Origin of the sequence: Flavobacterium sp. W21_SRS_FM6 (assembly GCF_052119645.1) — a bacterium.
Lineage (GTDB): Bacteria > Pseudomonadota > Gammaproteobacteria > Enterobacterales > Alteromonadaceae > Paraglaciecola.
Genome location: NZ_JBGQOM010000011.1, coordinates 47887 through 64791 on the forward strand (window position 1 = coordinate 47887; position 16905 = coordinate 64791).

Sequence of the window (16905 nt, forward strand, 5' to 3'; positions counted from 1 at the left end):
CGAAGCTTATTTCACTTCTTCACCAGCTGCTTGTTTATCTGCATGATAACTGGAGCGTACCATAGGACCACAGGCTGCATGGGTGAAACCAATTTCTTTGGCAATTTCACCTAACTCGTCAAATTCATCTGGGTGAACATAGCGCTTCAGTGGGTAGTGGTGTTTACTCGGTTGTAAATATTGGCCAAGCGTTAGCATCTCTACATTGTGGGCGCGCAAGTCTTTGAGCACTTCGGCGATTTCGTGTTTGTCTTCACCCATGCCCATCATCAAACCTGACTTTGTAGGGATCTCAGGATGTTGGGCTTTGAACTTTTTCAATAGATCCAGCGACCATTGGTAGTTTGCACCAGGGCGGCATTCTAAATAGAGACGTGGAATGGTTTCTAGGTTGTGGTTGAACACATCGGGTACGCCGTTCTTAAAAATTTCGAGGGCACGGTCCATTCGACCACGAAAATCAGGCACCAAAACTTCGATTTTAGTAGTCGGGCTATGTTCACGAATGGCATTAATACAATCAACAAAATGTTGGGCGCCACCATCACGTAGGTCATCACGGTCTACAGAGGTAATCACCACGTACTTTAAACGCATTTCAGCGATGGTTTTTGCAAGCTTAATTGGCTCTTCAGCGCTAGGGGGAAGCGGTTTGCCGTGAGCGACGTCACAGAAGGGACAACGACGGGTGCAGATATCGCCTAAAATCATAAATGTCGCCGTACCGTGGTTGAAACATTCCGCCAAATTGGGGCAGCTTGCTTCTTCACATACTGAATGTAAATTATTCTTGCGTAGAGTATTTTTGATGTGATCAATATTACTGGTGTTGCTGGGTAATTTGATTTTAATCCAATTAGGTTTACGCAACATTTCTGTTTTTTCAGTTGGTAAAATGGTAATGGGAATATGCTTTACTTTCTCATCATCACGCAGTTTTACACCCGCTTGAACACGCCCTTGTACCTGCACCTTACTCATCAAAACCTTCTCTGTATTCAATTAATGTGGATGAATCTTGTGGTGATATACCAATTAACTCACATAATGATTTAACTATTTTAATGCCTGCCTCATCGATATTCGCTGGGCCACCAAGTTGTTCGCAATTTACCATTTCTAAGCCTGCGTAACCACAGGGATTAATACGTAAAAACGGACTTAGATCCATATTAACGTTCAATGCTAAACCATGGAACGAACACCCTTTGCGTATTCTTAAGCCAATAGAGCACACTTTTTTACCTTCAACATACACACCTGGGGCGTCCGCTTTCGGATAAGCGTCAATCTGATATTTTTTAAGGGTATTGACTATGCACTCTTCGAGCGCCGTCACTAAAGTTCTTACTCCGAGTCTATTACGTTTTAAATTGAGCAGTACATACAACATTTGTTGGCCAGGACCATGATAAGTGACTTGACCGCCACGATCGACTTTAACCACAGGAATGGTGCCGGGCGCAAGTAAATGCTCTTCTTTACCTGCTTGACCTTGAGTAAAAACTGGCTCGTGTTCGACTAACCATAATTCATCAGGTGTATGCTCATCGCGCTTATCGGTAAAGTCTTGCATGGCTTGCCAAATAGGCAAGTAGGCCTGTTGGCCAAGCTGCCTAATAATGACATGGTGCTGATGTGACATAACTCACTCTTTAGCTTGTTACAGAACAACTCGAACTAATTCTAATTTGGCCAGTTCGACGTAAAGGGTTTCCATATGCTCTTTGCTGACGACTGTCACACTTAAGGAAATAGAGTGATAGTTGCCTTTTGAGCTTGGTTTGACCTTTGGGGTGTAATCACCCGGAGCATGCACCTGTAAACAACTAACAACATCATCAGGCAGACGCTCGTGTGCCACACCCATGATTTTAAATGTTTGTTGACAAGGAAAATCTAACAGTTTGTCAAAATTAGTATCCATTACGCTCTCAATCTCAGTTGAATAGAAGTTTAACTGTCAAACCCAAGTTTCAATTTTACGAAATCGACCATGCGATCAAAAAATCCACCTTCATTGACTTCTTGCAAAGTAACCAATGGATACTCAGCAATATCTTCGCCTTCTATTTGCAAATATAAGGTACCTACCACTTCGCCTTTGGCTAAAGGGGCTTGCAGGTTTTTATCTAATTTAAAATTCGCTTCTAACTTCTTACTTTGTCCACGGGGGATGGTAATGGGGGTATCTTGTAAAATACCAAGATCGACCGTTTCCTTGTCACCCATAAATATACGCTGCGTTACAAAGCTACTGCCTGCTTTATAAGGGGTAATCGTTTCAAAAAACCTAAACCCGTATTTAAGTAGCTTTTTGTTTTCTTCTTTACGGGCTCGGTCGCTTTCAGTACCCATTACCACAGAAATTAAACGCATTCCATCTTGGGTTGCTGAGGTCACCAAACTGTAACCTGCATCAGAAGTGTGCCCCGTTTTAATGCCATCAACGTTTAAGCTTTTATCCCACAACAAACCGTTACGGTTGTATTGTTTTATGCCATTGAAGGTAAATTCTTTTTCACTGTAAATCGCGTATTCATTTGGTACATCGCGAATCAGTGCTTTAGCCAAGGTCGCCATATCTCTGGGGGTAGTATAGTGATCAGCATCATGTAAACCGTGACTGTTAATAAAGTGCGTTGAAGACATACCCAGCTTTTCTGCATGCATATTCATCATGCTAGCAAAGGCATCTTCGCTACCGGCAATGTGTTCTGCCATTGCAACACAGGCATCGTTACCAGATTGCACGATAATGCCGCGGTTAAGATCACCCACTGATATTTGTTTGCCAACTTCAATAAACATAACCGATGAATCTGGAAAGTTCTTAGCCCACGCATTTTCAGAAATAGTGACCATGTCATTCTCTTGAATGTTGCCATTCACAATTTCTTTGCCGATAACATAACTGGTCATCATTTTAGTTAAACTGGCAGGAGGTAATAAAATATCGGCATTTTGTTCTGCGATGACCTTACCTGTTTGATAATCAAGCAGAATAAATCCTTTTGCCGCAACCGATGGAGCAGGGGGAATAACAACTGCAGCCAATGAGGCGCTACTAATAAATACAAGGCTAAGACTGCTGAAAATAACAGCACTGAAAGAATAGAGTTTTCGCATTAATCAACCGTTTTATGATTTGAGTTAGGAGACAGAGAGCTAAGGTATGTTTATAGCTCTTTAAATTCGGCCACTAATATAGCACTTTTGCACTCAAAAAACTGCTCATGGAACAATAAATTCAGGCAATTTGTAAGAATTTGCAAACCACAAATTACGACCAAATAATGTCTTAAAAGTTTATTTTTATTAGGTTTATATCAAGGTTGGTATACTTTGTAGGCGCCGGAGTAGCCATTGGATTTAAGTTCGTTTAGTAAATGTTCGATGGCTCGTTCATCGGTTAAAGGTCCTAATTGTAAACGATAAATACTACCGTCAAAAGGAACCCGGTAAGGTATTTGATATAAGTTGGTTAATGCATTGCCTATCATCTCTATTTTGCTTTTGTCTTGTAAAGCGGCGACTTGAAGATAGACCATCTGAGGTGAATTAGTGGTGTTTTTTACCGGCGAGGTAGCAAGGGGGGGCGCTATCGGGGCAATGGTTGGACTATTTCCAATAGTCATGTGGCCAAGTTCATCAATATGTATCACGTCTAGTTTTACTTTTGCGACTCCGTTGCTTAGCATGCCTAGCTTTAACGCAGCCGCATATGAAAGGTCAATTAACCTTTCGGAGTGAAACGGGCCCCTATCATTTATTCTAACGACGGCTTGATTACCATTAGCTAAATTAGTAACACGAGCAAAAGAAGGCAGCGGTAAGGTTTTATGGGCCGCGGTCATGGTAAACATATCGTAAATTTCACCATTAGAGGTTAAATGACCATGGAATTTTTGCCCATACCACGACGCTAAACCTTCTGCACTGTAGCCCTTGCCAGTTGGTAGGGGCGTATAATGCACTCCACGAATTGTATAAGGACGTTGATTAGCTGGGGCGTAGGGTTCATATTTGGGTTCAGCATCATGCATATGAACCGTATCAGGCAATGCATGGGGCGCTGAGTCATGCTTTAGTTGATAACGGCTTGGCTGTTGCGCACACCCCATCACCATAGTAATTAAGATCAGACAATAGACACAGTGGCGGAAGCTCGATCGCATATTAATTAACAGCGTTGTCCTTGGTATTTGGATGTTTTGCCGCTAATAGCTGTTCACTTAATTGATACACTACCATGGCATAAAGCGGGCTATGATTATACCGAGTAATACTATAAAAATTGCCAAAAACAAGCCAGTACTCCTTACCTTGCTCTAGTTCAAATTCAATGAGTTTTACGCTGGTATCCGCAGGGAACTCTGGGCTTGATTCTGTGCTTAATCCTACCCCAGCATCTTGTACCTGCTGCCATGTATGCTTTAATTTTAAGCTTTTGCTTAAAAGGGAGTTATATTGACTTCCTTTTACGCTTGCCGGATACGCGATGGGTTTTCCCGCTTGCCAGCCATGACGTTTGAAATAATTGGCAATACTGGCGATGGCATCAAGAGGATTATTCAATAAATCTCTTTGACCATCTTTATCAAAATCAACGGCATAGGCTCTATAACTTGAGGGAATAAATTGCCCCCAGCCCATGGCCCCTGCGTAAGAGCCCATGAGTGAGGTGATATCGAATTGCTCTTCACGGGCGAGTAAAAACAAATGTTCCAATTCACTGGTAAAAAACGTGGAGCGAGGTGGATAGTTAAACGCCAGCGTTTGCAACGCATCAAAAACCGTATATTTACCTAAGTAGCTGCCATAAAACGTTTCAACGCCAATAATGGATACAATAATTTGGGCAGGCACGCCCGTTTGTTTTTCTACTTCAGCCAGTTCAGTTTGGTATTGCTGCCAAAATTCGAGCCCTTTATTAAGGCGTTTTTCGGTTAAAAATATGGGGTAGTACTTAAACCATGGCTTCGCCTCCCATGGTTTTGCAATCGACTCTAATATGGCTTGATTTGGTGTCGCCTGGCTAAATAATTCGGTGAGATAGTGTTCATTAAATTGATGTTTGCTAACCATTTTTTCAATAAAAGCAGCCTGTTTGTCCGCACTTTGACTTGAGGCTATTGCACAATTACTGACAAAGCTTGCTATAAACAGCAAACTAAATAATGCATAGGTGCTTCGTAATACCCGAGTGCATGAGGAGCGCTGAACATTGCAATTTTCAATTAATATTTGAACCATCGACACCATTAAAGCTCCTTTGACAAGGCATTGAAATTAACGAGAAAGTAAACGTTTTTGGGTACTGATAGACATCAATATGCCGAAACCCGCCAGCAGAGTCACCATTGACGTGCCGCCATAACTCACTAGGGGGAGCGGGACGCCAACAACCGGTAAAATGCCCGAAACCATGCCCATATTAACGAACACATAAACAAAAAACGTCAGCGTGATACTCCCGGCTAATATTTTGCTGTAAGCATCTTGGGCGTTTACTGCGATAATCATCCCGCGCACCACAATAAATGCATAGATTACCAACAGGCCTACCACGCCCCAAAAACCGAACTCTTCACTGAAAACGGCAAAGATAAAATCGGTATGACGTTCTGGTAAAAACTCTAATTGGGATTGCGTGCCATGTAACCACCCTTTGCCGTCGAGTCCACCCGAGCCAATAGCAATTTGCGATTGAATGATATGATAGCCGGAGCCCAGCGGATCAGTTTCGGGGTTGAGGAAGGTAAGTACCCGTTGCTTTTGATATTCCTTCATCAGAAATATCCACATGATGGGGGTAAACGCGGATGCGCACACCACTACGCCGCTAATGAAACGCCAACTCATGCCAGCCAAAAATAAGCCAAAAATACCTGAGCTAGCAATCAACAAAGCGGTACCCAAATCGGGCTGTTTGGCAATCAGCAGGGTGGGTATGCCAACCAGCACAAAACCACCAAGAACGTGAATCATTTTAGGTGGTAGATTGAAACGACTAATGTACCAAGCAATCATCATCGGTACCGCGAGTTTCAAGATTTCAGAAGGCTGAAAACGAAACACACCTAAATCAAGCCAACGTTGCGCCCCTTTACCCACTACACCAAACACAAGAACACCGACTAACATCAGTACGCCAACGAGATAAAAATACAGCGATAATTTACGAAAGGCGGCAATGGGAACTTGAGCAATAGCTAACATGACTGCTAAGGCGAGGCCTAGTCGAGTAACTTGGCGCTGAATAAGATCAATATCTTGGCCACCGGCAGAATATATTGTCACCAGCCCCACAGACATCAGTACAAAAAGACCTAAGAGCAGCGGTCCATCACAATGAATGCGTCTTAAAAAACTGTCGTTATTCGTGGTAAATTTAGTTCGTAACACTGATTAATCCGCCGCTCTTGTTGCTGTAGATGATTGCTCAGAAACCTTAGTAACAGGTGGATAATCAATGACAGTATGTTCAGGGAAAACTTGATCTTTGAAATAATAATCCATCATAGCGCGGGCTATAGGCGCAGCCTGTGCTCCGCCGTGTCCTGCGTTTTCAAGCACTATGGTCATCACAATTTGCGGTTTATCATAGGGGGCATAGCCCACATACATAGCATTGTCGCGGTTCTCTTCCGATAACTTACTGGCATCGTATTTTTCGTTTTGGCCTATGGTAACTAATTGTGCAGTTCCGGTTTTACCGGCTGAGGTATAAGGAGTATTTGCAAATGCCTTAAATGCACTGCCTGCGCGATTTACCGTGCCGTACATCGCATCTAGAATAACATCCCAATTTTGTTTGTTTTTTACTTCTATGGGGCGGCGTTCCTTAAGCGGCTCTAGCTCAAGTTGGTTATCCACCATGTTGCCTCGCAATATTTGTGGTATCAGTCTGCGGCCTCTATTTGCTAGGTCAGTAATTGCCTGAGTTAACTGAATAGGCGTGGCGGTCCAATAACTTTGCCCGATACCGACATTAATGGTATCGCCTATGTACCAGGGGCGGTTAAACATGGCTTTAACGATACCTCTACTTGGCATCAGTCCATCAGATTCTTCGTGTAGATCAACGCCGGTATAATCACCAAAACCGAATTCATTCATACTTTCACTGATGCGATCAATTCCTAAGCGGTAGGCTAAGTCGTAAAAATAGGTATCACAGGAAACTTCAATCGCCTTTGTGATATTCACCCAACCATGCCCCCACTTATTGTGGTCACGCCATATTCGCTCAACGTTGTTTAATTTGTAACGACCCAAATCGTGGATTTTGTAATCAGGTGTGATGAGTTTCTCCTCTAAACCGAGTAAACCAAGCATCGGTTTTACCGTAGAGGCCGGTGGATATTGACCTTGTGTGGCACGGTTGATAAGAGGACGGTCTTTCGAAGAAAGGAGCTTTTTATATTCTTTGCTGCTTATTCCGTGGACAAATAAATTGGGGTCGTAGCTTGGGCTACTGTAAAGGGCTAGCACGCCTCCATCACGAGGATCGATGGCAACAACGGAGCCTCGTTCACCTGCAAACACGCGCATGGCTTCTAGCTGCAAATTTATATCAATATTCAGCACTAGATCTTTGCCTGGAATAGGCGGTTCAAAATCTAAGGTCCTAATAATTCGGCCCTTACTGTTTACTTCAACTTCTTGATAACCCACTTGACCATGTAAGAGTTCTTCATGGTATTTTTCTATGCCCAACTTGCCGATATCGTAAGTCGCTGCATAGTTGGCTTCTTGTCCTGCTTCAGATAATTTTTGTAAATCAGCTTTGTTAATTTTAGCTACATAGCCCAGAGCATGGGTTAGGGCTTCACCAAAGGGATAGTGACGGGCTAACCGAGCTTCGACTGATACACCGGGATACTTATGTTGATGGGCAGAAAACAACGCGACTTCTTCTGGTGATAATCGATTTCGCAATGTGACGGGTTTGAAACGACGTTGGCGTTTCAAATCCTGTTTAAAATCTGCTATTTCGTCATCTTCTAGTGCCAGAAGCTGCTGCAATTCAGCCAGGGTTGCGTCTAAATTAGTGATTTCTTCTGGAATCACTTCAATGCTATATACGGGTAAATTTTCGGCCAAGAGAATGCCGTTGCGATCGTAGATTAAGCCCCTATTAGGGGCGACAGGCAGCACCTTGATGCGATTACCATTTGACCGGGTTTGGTAGTCTTCAAATCGGGTGACCTGCAGGTAATGTAGATTAGTCAAAACGATTGCGATCATGACAAAAATAACCAAAATGGCGATCACGCTGCGTCTGGCAAATAAGTTGGCCTCAGCCGTATGGTCTTTAATGATAATACGCGGTGTAGGCAAAACTATTCTCTATGATAGGGATGATTATTATTGATTGACCAAGCTCGATATAAACTCTCTGCCACTACAATTCGAACAAGTGGGTGAGGTAAGGTCAGACTCGACAATGACCACTTTTGTTCCGCGGCTTGAATACATTCTGGTGCAAGCCCCTCTGGACCTCCGATAAGAAGACTAACGTCCCGCCCGTCCATTTGCCACTTTTCCATCTGGCTGGCCAGTTTAGGGGTGTCCCAACTTGCACCATTGACTTCCAATGTGACAATCCGGTTGCCTTTAGGGATAGCGGCTAAGGTCAGTTCGCCTTCTTTTTGCAAAATGCGTTTAATATCTGCATTTTTGCCTCGTTTTCCTGCTGGTATTTCTGTTAGTCCAAGTGGCATATCACTGGGAAAACGTCGCAGATATTCCTGAAACCCTTGTTCTACCCAAGCAGGCATTTTTTGACCAACGGCAATAAGCTGAATTCGCATTACGACTGCAGACTAACGAAAATATTCACCAAGGTTTTTTAACCCCAGAGTTTTTCTAATTGATAAAAATCACGGGCCTCGTCCTGCATAACATGCACAATGACATCCCCTAAATCAACCAACACCCAATCACCGGTATCACGACCTTCAATACCTAGTGGAGGGTTTCCGGCCAATTTTGCTTCAACGATAATATTTTCGGCGATAGAAACAACATGACGTTTAGAGTTACCTGAGCACACTACCATAGTTTCAGTGACCGATGATTTTTCTGCGACATCAAGATCAACTATGTCTCGACCTTTCAGGTCTTCTATTTTCTCGATGACAAATGCTTTTAATTGTTGATGGTCCAAAGATATTCCTTACAAATTTAAGTTAAGTGGGTAGTTTATCAGATATTGCTCTTAGGCTGATATAACTTAGTGTATTCGATGTACTGTAAAATCGACTCAGGCAGCATTTCGTGAGGACGGTATCCTTGGGCGATTAAGGCTCTTATTTTGGTAGAGGATACGTTCACTTCTGGCGTATCGGCTAAGTAAATGTGGCCAGCCAATGTTCGATGCAGTGAAGCATGCTCAGTCGTTTGATGTTTGCGTAATAAATCAGCGACAATTTTCTGCTGCTCAGTTGTCGGTTTTTTTGTTGTCTCACTGCTTCGTTTACACACAATAAAGTGGCATAAGTTCAATAGCGTTTCCCAGCGATGCCACGTTGGTAATGAATTAAGTGAATCTGTGCCGATAAAAAAACAGATAGGGGAATTAGGATGGCGGTCTCTAAATGCGCTTAGAGTGTCAACGCTATAAGTGACACGAGCTTGTTCTATTTCCCAAGGCTCTGGATAAAATAAAGGGTAGGTATCACACACCCGTTTTATCATGTCTAGGCGCTGGGCGCTGCTGCTCATGGCTTGCGCTTTATGGGCTGGTAAGTAGTTTGGCATTAGAGCAACTGTTTGCAAATTGACCTGCTTGGCCGCCGCCATAACAGGCTCTATATGGCCGTTATGAATGGGGTCAAACGTACCGCCAAATAAACCAATAGCGGGAGCGAGTGACATCAATCACTCAATCCATAATCAAGAGGAAAGGCCTCAAGATTAAACGGAATAAACATCAGGCATAAATGGCACAGTTCGACGTAAGGCCTCAAAATTTGCGACTGCTTGATGGCAAAATCAAGGGTAGTCAGTTTTTTCTGTAAGGCGTGCATTTGCGCTAAATCTAGACGTTGAAGTGCTGATAAGTACAAGGCCTGACGATTACCCCATATACGATGTTGATTCCAATTTAATGCTTGGCCAGTTTGTTGAGCAAACAACAAGGCTTGTATGGTTTGCCATTCACGAGTCAGAGCCCACAAAATAATCGTAGGCTCGATGCCTTCACTTTCCAGTCGATAGAGCATTTTTAAGGCTTTTTGAGCATCGCCCGCTAACAATACATCAATTAGATGAAACACGGTAAAGCGACTTTGATCCACCACGGCTTGTTCGACTTGTTCTAAGGAAGGATTACCGGCGGGATACAACAAAGCGAGTTTTTGCACCTCTTGTTTAGCAGCGAGTAGGTTTCCCTCACAATAGTCTGCCAATAACTGACATATTTCTTTTGACGCCTGCAAGCCTTCTGTATGCATCTGCTGGCTTAGCCATTGCTGCAGCGAGTTACCTTCAAGTGGGTAACAGGGGACATATACCCCATTTTTATCTAATAGCTTAAACCACTTACTCGATTGCACATCCTTACCAATTTTAGCGCCATGGATCACAACGAGTAAATCGTCACTACTTTGCGTGGCAAGCATGCTGAGTATTTTACTGCCTTCAGTACCGGGTTTGCCTGTGGGCAATTCAAGCTCAATAAATTGCTTACTCGAAAACAGGGACAGGGTCTGTGTGGCTTCAACTAAGTTATTCCAATTAAATTGGCTATCAACCGTAAGCGATTGTCGCTCATCAAAGCCTTGTCGTAACGCCACTTCACGAATGGCTTGTAGCGTTTCCATTTTTTGCTGGGGTTCATCACCAAACACCATATAAAATGGCGTTAAACGCTGCGCTAAAGCCGCTTTTAATCGGTTGGGATAAACTTGCATTACAACGGCGAGTTAGCGTTGCGGTGTGGGTAACTGGTCGATATTTGGCGAATAATGCGATCGGCTGCTTGTTGACGCATTTCGCCTAAAACCAGATCTAATTCTCGAGATTTAGCCAATACTGCGTCAGGATCATCCTGATATTCGCGGGTAACCGTAAACTCAATTGCTTGCATCTCACTGTGGGCAAATTGCAGCTGATATTTCACGGTATAGACTAACTCGTATTCGGCAACTTGACCTGTTTGAAACAGCGAGAGTAAACGGCGATCTAATTCATCGGGCAACAAGGTGATAGTTAAGTCTGCAGTCGCACCACTATTATCTACCATCTGCAACCAATAGGGCTTTAATCGTTTGGCCAAGGCGCGCTCGAGCGACGCATTGTGCGCCACTGAGCTTAACTGCACAGTCTGGATCTCTGCGGGCAAATGGAACGCTCCGCGCAGGCTGAAGCCACAACCGGTCAGGGCAATTAACAATCCCCCGGCGATAAAACCTTTAAAAAGCGTAACTAGCACCGAATATTTACCTTTATTTAATTTGCGACGATGTTAAGTAATTTGCCAGGTATATAGATCACTTTACGTATCGTCTTACCTTCAACAAAAGGAACCACATTGTGTTCTTGTAAACCCAAAGCCTCCACTTGTTCCGGCGTCGCATCGGCGGCAATGGTAATTTTAGCTCTTACTTTACCGTTAACTTGCACAACCACCAATTTTTCGTCTTCAACTAAGGCAGCGGCATCAACTACTGGCCAAGCTGCTGTCTCAATTTCGCCATCGAACCCAAGCTCTTTGTACAAAACATGACAAATATGTGGGGCGATAGGGGCAAGTAACAATACGATGGCATTGATACCTTCACGTACTACCGCTTTATCTTGGGCTTCAACCTGTGGCGCCTTTTGCAAATGATTGAGCAATTCCATAATTGCAGCCACTGCGGTGTTAAAGGTTTGACGACGGCCTACGTCATCGGTCACTTTCTCAATGGTTTTATGCACTAAGCGGCGCAGATTTTTTTGTTCTGCTGTGAGTAACGCTACATTTAAAGTGGCTACCTCACCTAATTCAAGATGCTCTTGTGTTAGGTTCCATAGACGCTTAACAAAACGATGTGAGCCATCAACCCCAGAATCAATCCATTCGAGGGTTTGTTCCGGTGGTGCGGCAAACATAGTAAATACACGAATGGTGTCCGCGCCATAAACATCAATAACTTGCTGAGGGTCGATACCATTATTTTTTGACTTCGACATTTTGGTCATGCCGCCGTGTTTGACTTCTTGACCGTCAGCGGCCAATACTGAACGTACAATACGACCTTTGTCATCTTTTTCACTGATCACATCAGCAGGTGAGTACCAGACTTGTTTGCCAGTTTCGTCCTCACGATAAAACGAATCAGCTAATACCATGCCTTGACACAATAAGCGTTTAAACGGCTCGTCTGATTCTACCAGTCCTTCATCACGTAATAATTTGTGAAAAAACCGTGAATACAATAAGTGTAAAATCGCATGTTCAATACCACCCACGTATTGATCAACAGGTAACCAATAGTTGGCTTGACTTGGATCTAACATAGCTTGATCATTTTGAGCACACGCATAACGAGCGTAGTACCAAGATGATTCCATAAAGGTGTCAAAGGTGTCGGTTTCTCGTAAGGCGTTTTGGCCTTGGTATTGCGTTTTCGCCCATTGTGGATCGGCCTTAATAGGGGAGATAACCCCATTCATTTGCACATCTTCAGGCAGCACAACCGGTAATTGCTCAGCAGGTACAGGTACCGCTTGGCCGTCTTCAAGATTTAACATTGGGATGGGTGTGCCCCAATAGCGTTGTCTTGAAACCCCCCAATCACGTAAACGATAGTTAACTGTTTTTTTACCTTTGCCTAACTCTGAGAGCTTAGTAGCAATCTGTTCAAAAGCTTCAGCCGAGTTGAGTCCATCATATTCTTGTGAATTAACCAATAAGCCTTTTTCAGTGAAGGCTGCTTTGCCTAAATCTATAATGGTGTCAGTCTCGAGTGAGGTAATGACTTGTTTGATAGTAAGATGGTATTTAGTCGCAAATTCCCAATCTCGTTGATCATGACCAGGAACTGCCATCACTGCACCTGAGCCATATCCCATCAACACAAAGTTTGCGACCCAAATTGGCACGTTTTCACCGGTAAGAGGGTGAATTGCGTAGTAACCTGTCGCGCAGCCTTTTTTCTCCATGGTGGCTAATTCTGCCTCAGCAACCTTGGTGTTTTTACACTCGTCAATAAAATGCGCCAATTCAATGTTGTCTTTGGCTGCTTCGAGGGCGATAGGGTGCTGGGCCGCTACTGCCACATAGGTCACACCATAAAGGGTATCTGGGCGTGTTGTGTAAACATCAAACGAGGTGGCTCCGGCAACGGCGTTAACTAAGTCAAAAGTAATTTCCACACCTTCGGAACGACCAATCCAATTTTTTTGCATGGTACGTACTTGGTCAGGCCATTCAGTTAGCTGTTCAAGGTCATTCACCAGCTCTTCAGCGTAATCAGTGATTTTGATAAACCACTGTGGAATTTCTTTTTGTTCAACTAGAGCACCAGAGCGCCAGCCTCGACCGTCGATCACTTGCTCGTTAGCAAGAACCGTCTGGTCGATGGGATCCCAATTTACCGTAGAATTTTTTTTATAAACCAAGCCTTTTTCATACAGGCGAGTAAAAAACCACTGTTCCCAACGATAGTAATCAGGTTTGCAAGTAGCGACTTCTCTATCCCAATCATAACCAAAGCCCAAAGACTTGAGCTGGGTTTTCATATATTCGATGTTGGCATAGGTCCATTTGGCAGGCGCGGTATTGTTGTTTACTGCGGCGTTTTCAGCGGGTAAACCAAAGGCATCCCAACCCATAGGTTGCAATACATTTTTACCTTGCATGCGCTGAAAACGGCTAATGACATCACCGATGGTATAATTTCGCACATGGCCCATGTGCAAGCGACCACTTGGGTATGGAAACATAGATAAACAATAAAACTTTTCTTTTTCTGGCTGTTCAACAGCCTTAAAAGTGTTATTGCTTTCCCAGAATGCTTGTACCTCTTTTTCAATTTGTTGAGGTTGGTATTGTTTTTGTGCCATTAAAAAAGACTTCCGCGGCGTTGATAAAAATGAAAATTTAGCCTGTTAGAATACCTTAGCGCTACTAACATAAACAATAGCTTAAGCAGGTTTAGGAGCGCTTAATTCGATGTTTTTGGTCATGAGTCAGTTATTCGTGTTTAACTGCGCAAATTTTGTGCGGTTTTGTGCAGATTAATTAGTTTTCAGTTTTTGTTCTGCATTATTTTAAAGCAGGTATTTTTTAAATGTTTTAAAAATCGAGTTACAATGCTTGCTTTGTGTTTGACACCTCCTTTAATCCGCGTTTCACTACGCAAAATTTTGTAGTAAATGGACATTATGCTTAACCAACATGCGTTAACTTTGCAGCAGTTGTCGGCTAAACCTAGTCGTCGTCTTATCAATCAAGCCTTAAAAGACAATAATGCGCTCAACTCTACTTTTATAGGACAAGATCGGGCTCGCGATGCACTTGCTTTTGGTTTGGACATTAATGCCAGAGGTTACAATCTATATGTAATGGGGGAGCAAGCAACAGGCCGCTTTACCTTAGTGCGTGAATATATTGATAAGTACGTTACCAATACCGAGACCCCAGACGATTGGTGTTATATCAATAATTTTGAAGATGAGCGTGAACCTTTTGCCCTAAGGCTCCCTGCTGGCGAAAGTAAGCGCTTATACAAAGAGCTCAATACCTTACTCGATGAATTGCTTGATACTTTTCCGGCGGCATTTGATAACCCAGGTTATCAACGCAAAAAAGCGGCTATTGCCCGTGAATTTGAACAAGGCTATGACAAAGCCATAGATGAGGTAGAATCACTTGCTCAGCGTAAAGGTGTGAGCTTATTCGAAGAAGGTGGAGTGATCACTTTTTCACCTGTGGTTGATGGCAACATACTGACTGACAAAGATTTTGCTGAGTTGGGCGAAGAGCAACGCCTTCACTTTTACAAACTTATCGATGAATTAGAAGACAGTTTAAGTGAAGCATTAATAGAGCTGCCAAAATGGAAGCGTGCATCATCTGAAAAGTTAAGAGCCTTAAAAAACGCTACAGCAGAGCAGGGAATAAAGCCCTTGTTAAAAAAGTTAGAACATAAATATGCGGCTGATCTTGCCATTCTTAAATTCCTCCGCCAACTAAAGCCGCACTTGGTAGAAACCATTGTTGAATTACTTGCTGAGGAGAAAAAAGACGAAAAGTCCGACGAGCGCAGTGATGATTTTGATAGGCGCACCGTACTGGAAGAGCAATACCTACCGAATATTTTGGTGTCTCATGCTATAAATGATGGCGCTCCACTGATATACGAGCCCAATCCGTCACATCAAAATCTCTTTGGGCGTATTGAGTACACCAACGTACAAGGTTCGGTTTACACTAACTACCGTATGATACGCCCCGGTGCGTTGCACAAGGCCAACGGAGGTTATTTATTGTTAGACGTCGATAAGCTAATAGAACAACCCTTTGCTTGGGAAACCTTAAAACTGGTGCTGAAATCAGGCATGTTAAAAATGGATATACCGCAACATGATACAGGAATGGTTAATTCAATCACCTTAAATCCACAACAAATACCCATCAACGTTAAAGTAGTATTGTTGGGTTCAAGAGATTTGTATTACACCTTGCAAGAATACGATGATGAGTTTTACGAACTCTTCAGGGTATTGGTCGATTTTGACCATGAAATACCCCTTGAAAAGAAAAATCTATTTGATTTTGTTGGTCGAGTACGCAACCAAGTTACAACATTAGGCCTGAGTGATATATCTGCCAAAGCGATGTATCGCTTAGTTGAATTTAGTCTTCGCTTGGCTGAGCACCAGAATAGGCTTTCCGCCCGCTTTTCTGAAGTCATTGAGTTGTTACATGAAGCCGCTTATTTTTGTCGCAAGGCTGGCGTTACCCAACTAGATGTGACGCATATAGAATCTGCGCTGGCAGCGAAAACCTATCGTACCGGCAGGGTCAGTGAAGCGGTGTTAGATGATATTAAACAAGGGCAAATACTGATTGCCACCGACGGTGTTGATGTAGGTAAAGTCAATGGATTGACCGTATTAGAAGTGGGTGATTGTATGTTTGGTACCCCCGCTCGTATCACCTCTACTGTTTATGCTGGCTCAAGTGGCGTAGTAGATATTGAACGCGAAGTTGAACTTGGTCAGCCAATTCACTCAAAAGGGGTTCTTTTACTAACGGGGTATTTAGGTCATAAGTATGCGCAATTATTTCCCTTAACCTTATCGGCTAATATTGCCATTGAACAATCCTATGGCCATATCGACGGCGACAGCGCCTCGCTTGCTGAACTGATTGCTTTAATTTCTGCCTTAACCAAAATACCTGCTCGGCAAGATTTAGCCATTACAGGTTCAATTAATCAATACGGCCAGGTGCAATCAGTGGGCGGTGTAAATGAGAAAATTGAAGGTTTTTTTAAGCTCTGCCAACACCGAGAGTTAAGTGGCAAGCAGGGCGTGATTATTCCCAAATCAAATCAGATAAATTTGATGTTAGATAAAGAAATTATCGCGGCGGTAAAAAGCGGTAAGTTCCATATATATGCTGTGGAAACGGTGGAACAAGCCTTAGAATTGTTAATGAATAAAGAAGCAGGTCAACTTAATAGTAAAGGCCGTTATCCCAAAGGTTCGATTAATTACACTGCGGTGCTCAATTTATTGAATATCGCCAATATTGTCAGTGGCGGCGAGGATTAATACGAGCTGCCAGCCAGCTTAAACGCATATGTCGGGTAGACAATTAAAAATATATTCTGTTTGAATAAGAAATTACTTACGTCAGCTTACTGCTTTTTAAGCCGGATCTGCTACTATTCTGCGTTT

General features: G+C 43.1%; 15 protein-coding genes. 1 reads left to right on the top strand and 14 read right to left on the bottom strand.

Features of this window, described 5'->3' with window-relative positions; translation table 11 throughout:
* Window positions 1-6 precede the first annotated feature (6 nt).
* The 14 genes from lipA to leuS form a co-directional block, all read right to left on the bottom strand.
* Entirely contained in the window at window positions 7-981 is a 975-nt protein-coding gene (lipA, locus tag ACEN2L_RS16800) for a lipoyl synthase (RefSeq protein WP_441745296.1), read from the bottom strand.
* Window positions 974-1645: a lipoyl(octanoyl) transferase LipB gene (gene lipB, locus ACEN2L_RS16805; protein ID WP_441745297.1), complete on the bottom strand. Its 672-nt coding sequence runs from the start codon at window positions 1643-1645 to the stop codon at window positions 974-976. Before lipB ends, lipA begins: the two co-directional genes overlap by 8 nt.
* Window positions 1646-1663: 18 nt before the next feature.
* Complete coding sequence (ybeD, locus tag ACEN2L_RS16810) at window positions 1664-1927, bottom strand: DUF493 family protein YbeD (RefSeq protein ID WP_306021495.1); 264 nt, start codon at window positions 1925-1927, stop codon at window positions 1664-1666.
* A 29-nt stretch (window positions 1928-1956) separates the two neighbouring features.
* Window positions 1957-3129, bottom strand: a complete 1173-nt coding sequence (locus ACEN2L_RS16815) for a serine hydrolase (RefSeq protein WP_306021494.1) — start codon at window positions 3127-3129, stop codon at window positions 1957-1959.
* 200 nt (window positions 3130-3329) lie between these two features.
* Window positions 3330-4178 (bottom strand): septal ring lytic transglycosylase RlpA family protein, encoded by an 849-nt coding sequence (locus ACEN2L_RS16820; protein ID WP_441745298.1) that lies wholly within the window; start codon window positions 4176-4178, stop codon window positions 3330-3332.
* 1 nt (window position 4179) lies between these two features.
* Window positions 4180-5265, bottom strand: a complete 1086-nt coding sequence (gene mltB, locus ACEN2L_RS16825; RefSeq protein WP_441745299.1) for a lytic murein transglycosylase B — start codon at window positions 5263-5265, stop codon at window positions 4180-4182.
* Window positions 5266-5292: 27 nt separating this feature from the next.
* Window positions 5293-6408, bottom strand: a complete 1116-nt coding sequence (rodA, locus tag ACEN2L_RS16830) for a rod shape-determining protein RodA (RefSeq protein WP_441745300.1) — start codon at window positions 6406-6408, stop codon at window positions 5293-5295.
* Window positions 6409-6411: 3 nt separating this feature from the next.
* Window positions 6412-8346 (bottom strand): penicillin-binding protein 2, encoded by a 1935-nt coding sequence (gene mrdA, locus ACEN2L_RS16835; RefSeq protein WP_441745301.1) that lies wholly within the window; start codon window positions 8344-8346, stop codon window positions 6412-6414.
* 2 nt (window positions 8347-8348) lie between these two features.
* Window positions 8349-8819, bottom strand: a complete 471-nt coding sequence (gene rlmH, locus ACEN2L_RS16840) for a 23S rRNA (pseudouridine(1915)-N(3))-methyltransferase RlmH (protein ID WP_306021489.1) — start codon at window positions 8817-8819, stop codon at window positions 8349-8351.
* A 38-nt stretch (window positions 8820-8857) separates the two neighbouring features.
* Window positions 8858-9175, bottom strand: a complete 318-nt coding sequence (gene rsfS, locus ACEN2L_RS16845; RefSeq protein WP_306021488.1) for a ribosome silencing factor — start codon at window positions 9173-9175, stop codon at window positions 8858-8860.
* 38 nt (window positions 9176-9213) lie between these two features.
* Window positions 9214-9885: a nicotinate-nucleotide adenylyltransferase gene (gene nadD / locus ACEN2L_RS16850; RefSeq protein ID WP_441745302.1), complete on the bottom strand. Its 672-nt coding sequence runs from the start codon at window positions 9883-9885 to the stop codon at window positions 9214-9216.
* Window positions 9885-10922 carry a DNA polymerase III subunit delta gene (gene holA / locus ACEN2L_RS16855; protein WP_306021486.1) on the bottom strand — a complete coding sequence of 346 codons (1038 nt, stop codon included), beginning with the start codon at window positions 10920-10922 and terminating at the stop codon, window positions 9885-9887. The genes nadD and holA overlap by 1 nt, the downstream gene beginning before the upstream one ends.
* Complete coding sequence (locus tag ACEN2L_RS16860) at window positions 10922-11443, bottom strand: LPS-assembly lipoprotein LptE (protein WP_441745303.1); 522 nt, start codon at window positions 11441-11443, stop codon at window positions 10922-10924. The genes holA and ACEN2L_RS16860 overlap by 1 nt, the downstream gene beginning before the upstream one ends.
* Window positions 11444-11460: 17 nt before the next feature.
* Window positions 11461-14061 carry a leucine--tRNA ligase gene (gene leuS / locus ACEN2L_RS16865; RefSeq protein ID WP_441745304.1) on the bottom strand — a complete coding sequence of 867 codons (2601 nt, stop codon included), beginning with the start codon at window positions 14059-14061 and terminating at the stop codon, window positions 11461-11463.
* Between the two features lie 321 nt (window positions 14062-14382).
* On the opposite strand from leuS, the gene ACEN2L_RS16870 reads away from it, so the two are divergent.
* Window positions 14383-16779 (top strand): Lon protease family protein, encoded by a 2397-nt coding sequence (locus ACEN2L_RS16870; RefSeq protein WP_306021483.1) that lies wholly within the window; start codon window positions 14383-14385, stop codon window positions 16777-16779.
* Window positions 16780-16905 lie beyond the last annotated feature (126 nt).

Excerpts from the sequence above, each read along its gene's own strand:
- nadD (WP_441745302.1), bottom strand. The coding sequence starts at position 9,885 with ATGTCACTCGCTCCCGCTATTGGTTTATTTGGCGGTACGTTTGACCCC.
- ACEN2L_RS16815 (WP_306021494.1), bottom strand. The coding sequence starts at position 3,129 with ATGCGAAAACTCTATTCTTTCAGTGCTGTTATTTTCAGCAGTCTTAGC.
- rlmH (WP_306021489.1), bottom strand. The coding sequence starts at position 8,819 with ATGCGAATTCAGCTTATTGCCGTTGGTCAAAAAATGCCTGCTTGGGTA.
- lipB (WP_441745297.1), bottom strand. The coding sequence starts at position 1,645 with ATGTCACATCAGCACCATGTCATTATTAGGCAGCTTGGCCAACAGGCC.
- leuS (WP_441745304.1), bottom strand. The coding sequence starts at position 14,061 with ATGGCACAAAAACAATACCAACCTCAACAAATTGAAAAAGAGGTACAA.
- mltB (WP_441745299.1), bottom strand. The coding sequence starts at position 5,265 with ATGGTGTCGATGGTTCAAATATTAATTGAAAATTGCAATGTTCAGCGC.
- ybeD (WP_306021495.1), bottom strand. The coding sequence starts at position 1,927 with ATGGATACTAATTTTGACAAACTGTTAGATTTTCCTTGTCAACAAACA.
- ACEN2L_RS16820 (WP_441745298.1), bottom strand. The coding sequence starts at position 4,178 with ATGCGATCGAGCTTCCGCCACTGTGTCTATTGTCTGATCTTAATTACT.
- holA (WP_306021486.1), bottom strand. The coding sequence starts at position 10,922 with ATGCAAGTTTATCCCAACCGATTAAAAGCGGCTTTAGCGCAGCGTTTA.
- lipA (WP_441745296.1), bottom strand. The coding sequence starts at position 981 with ATGAGTAAGGTGCAGGTACAAGGGCGTGTTCAAGCGGGTGTAAAACTG.
- ACEN2L_RS16870 (WP_306021483.1), top strand. The coding sequence starts at position 14,383 with ATGCTTAACCAACATGCGTTAACTTTGCAGCAGTTGTCGGCTAAACCT.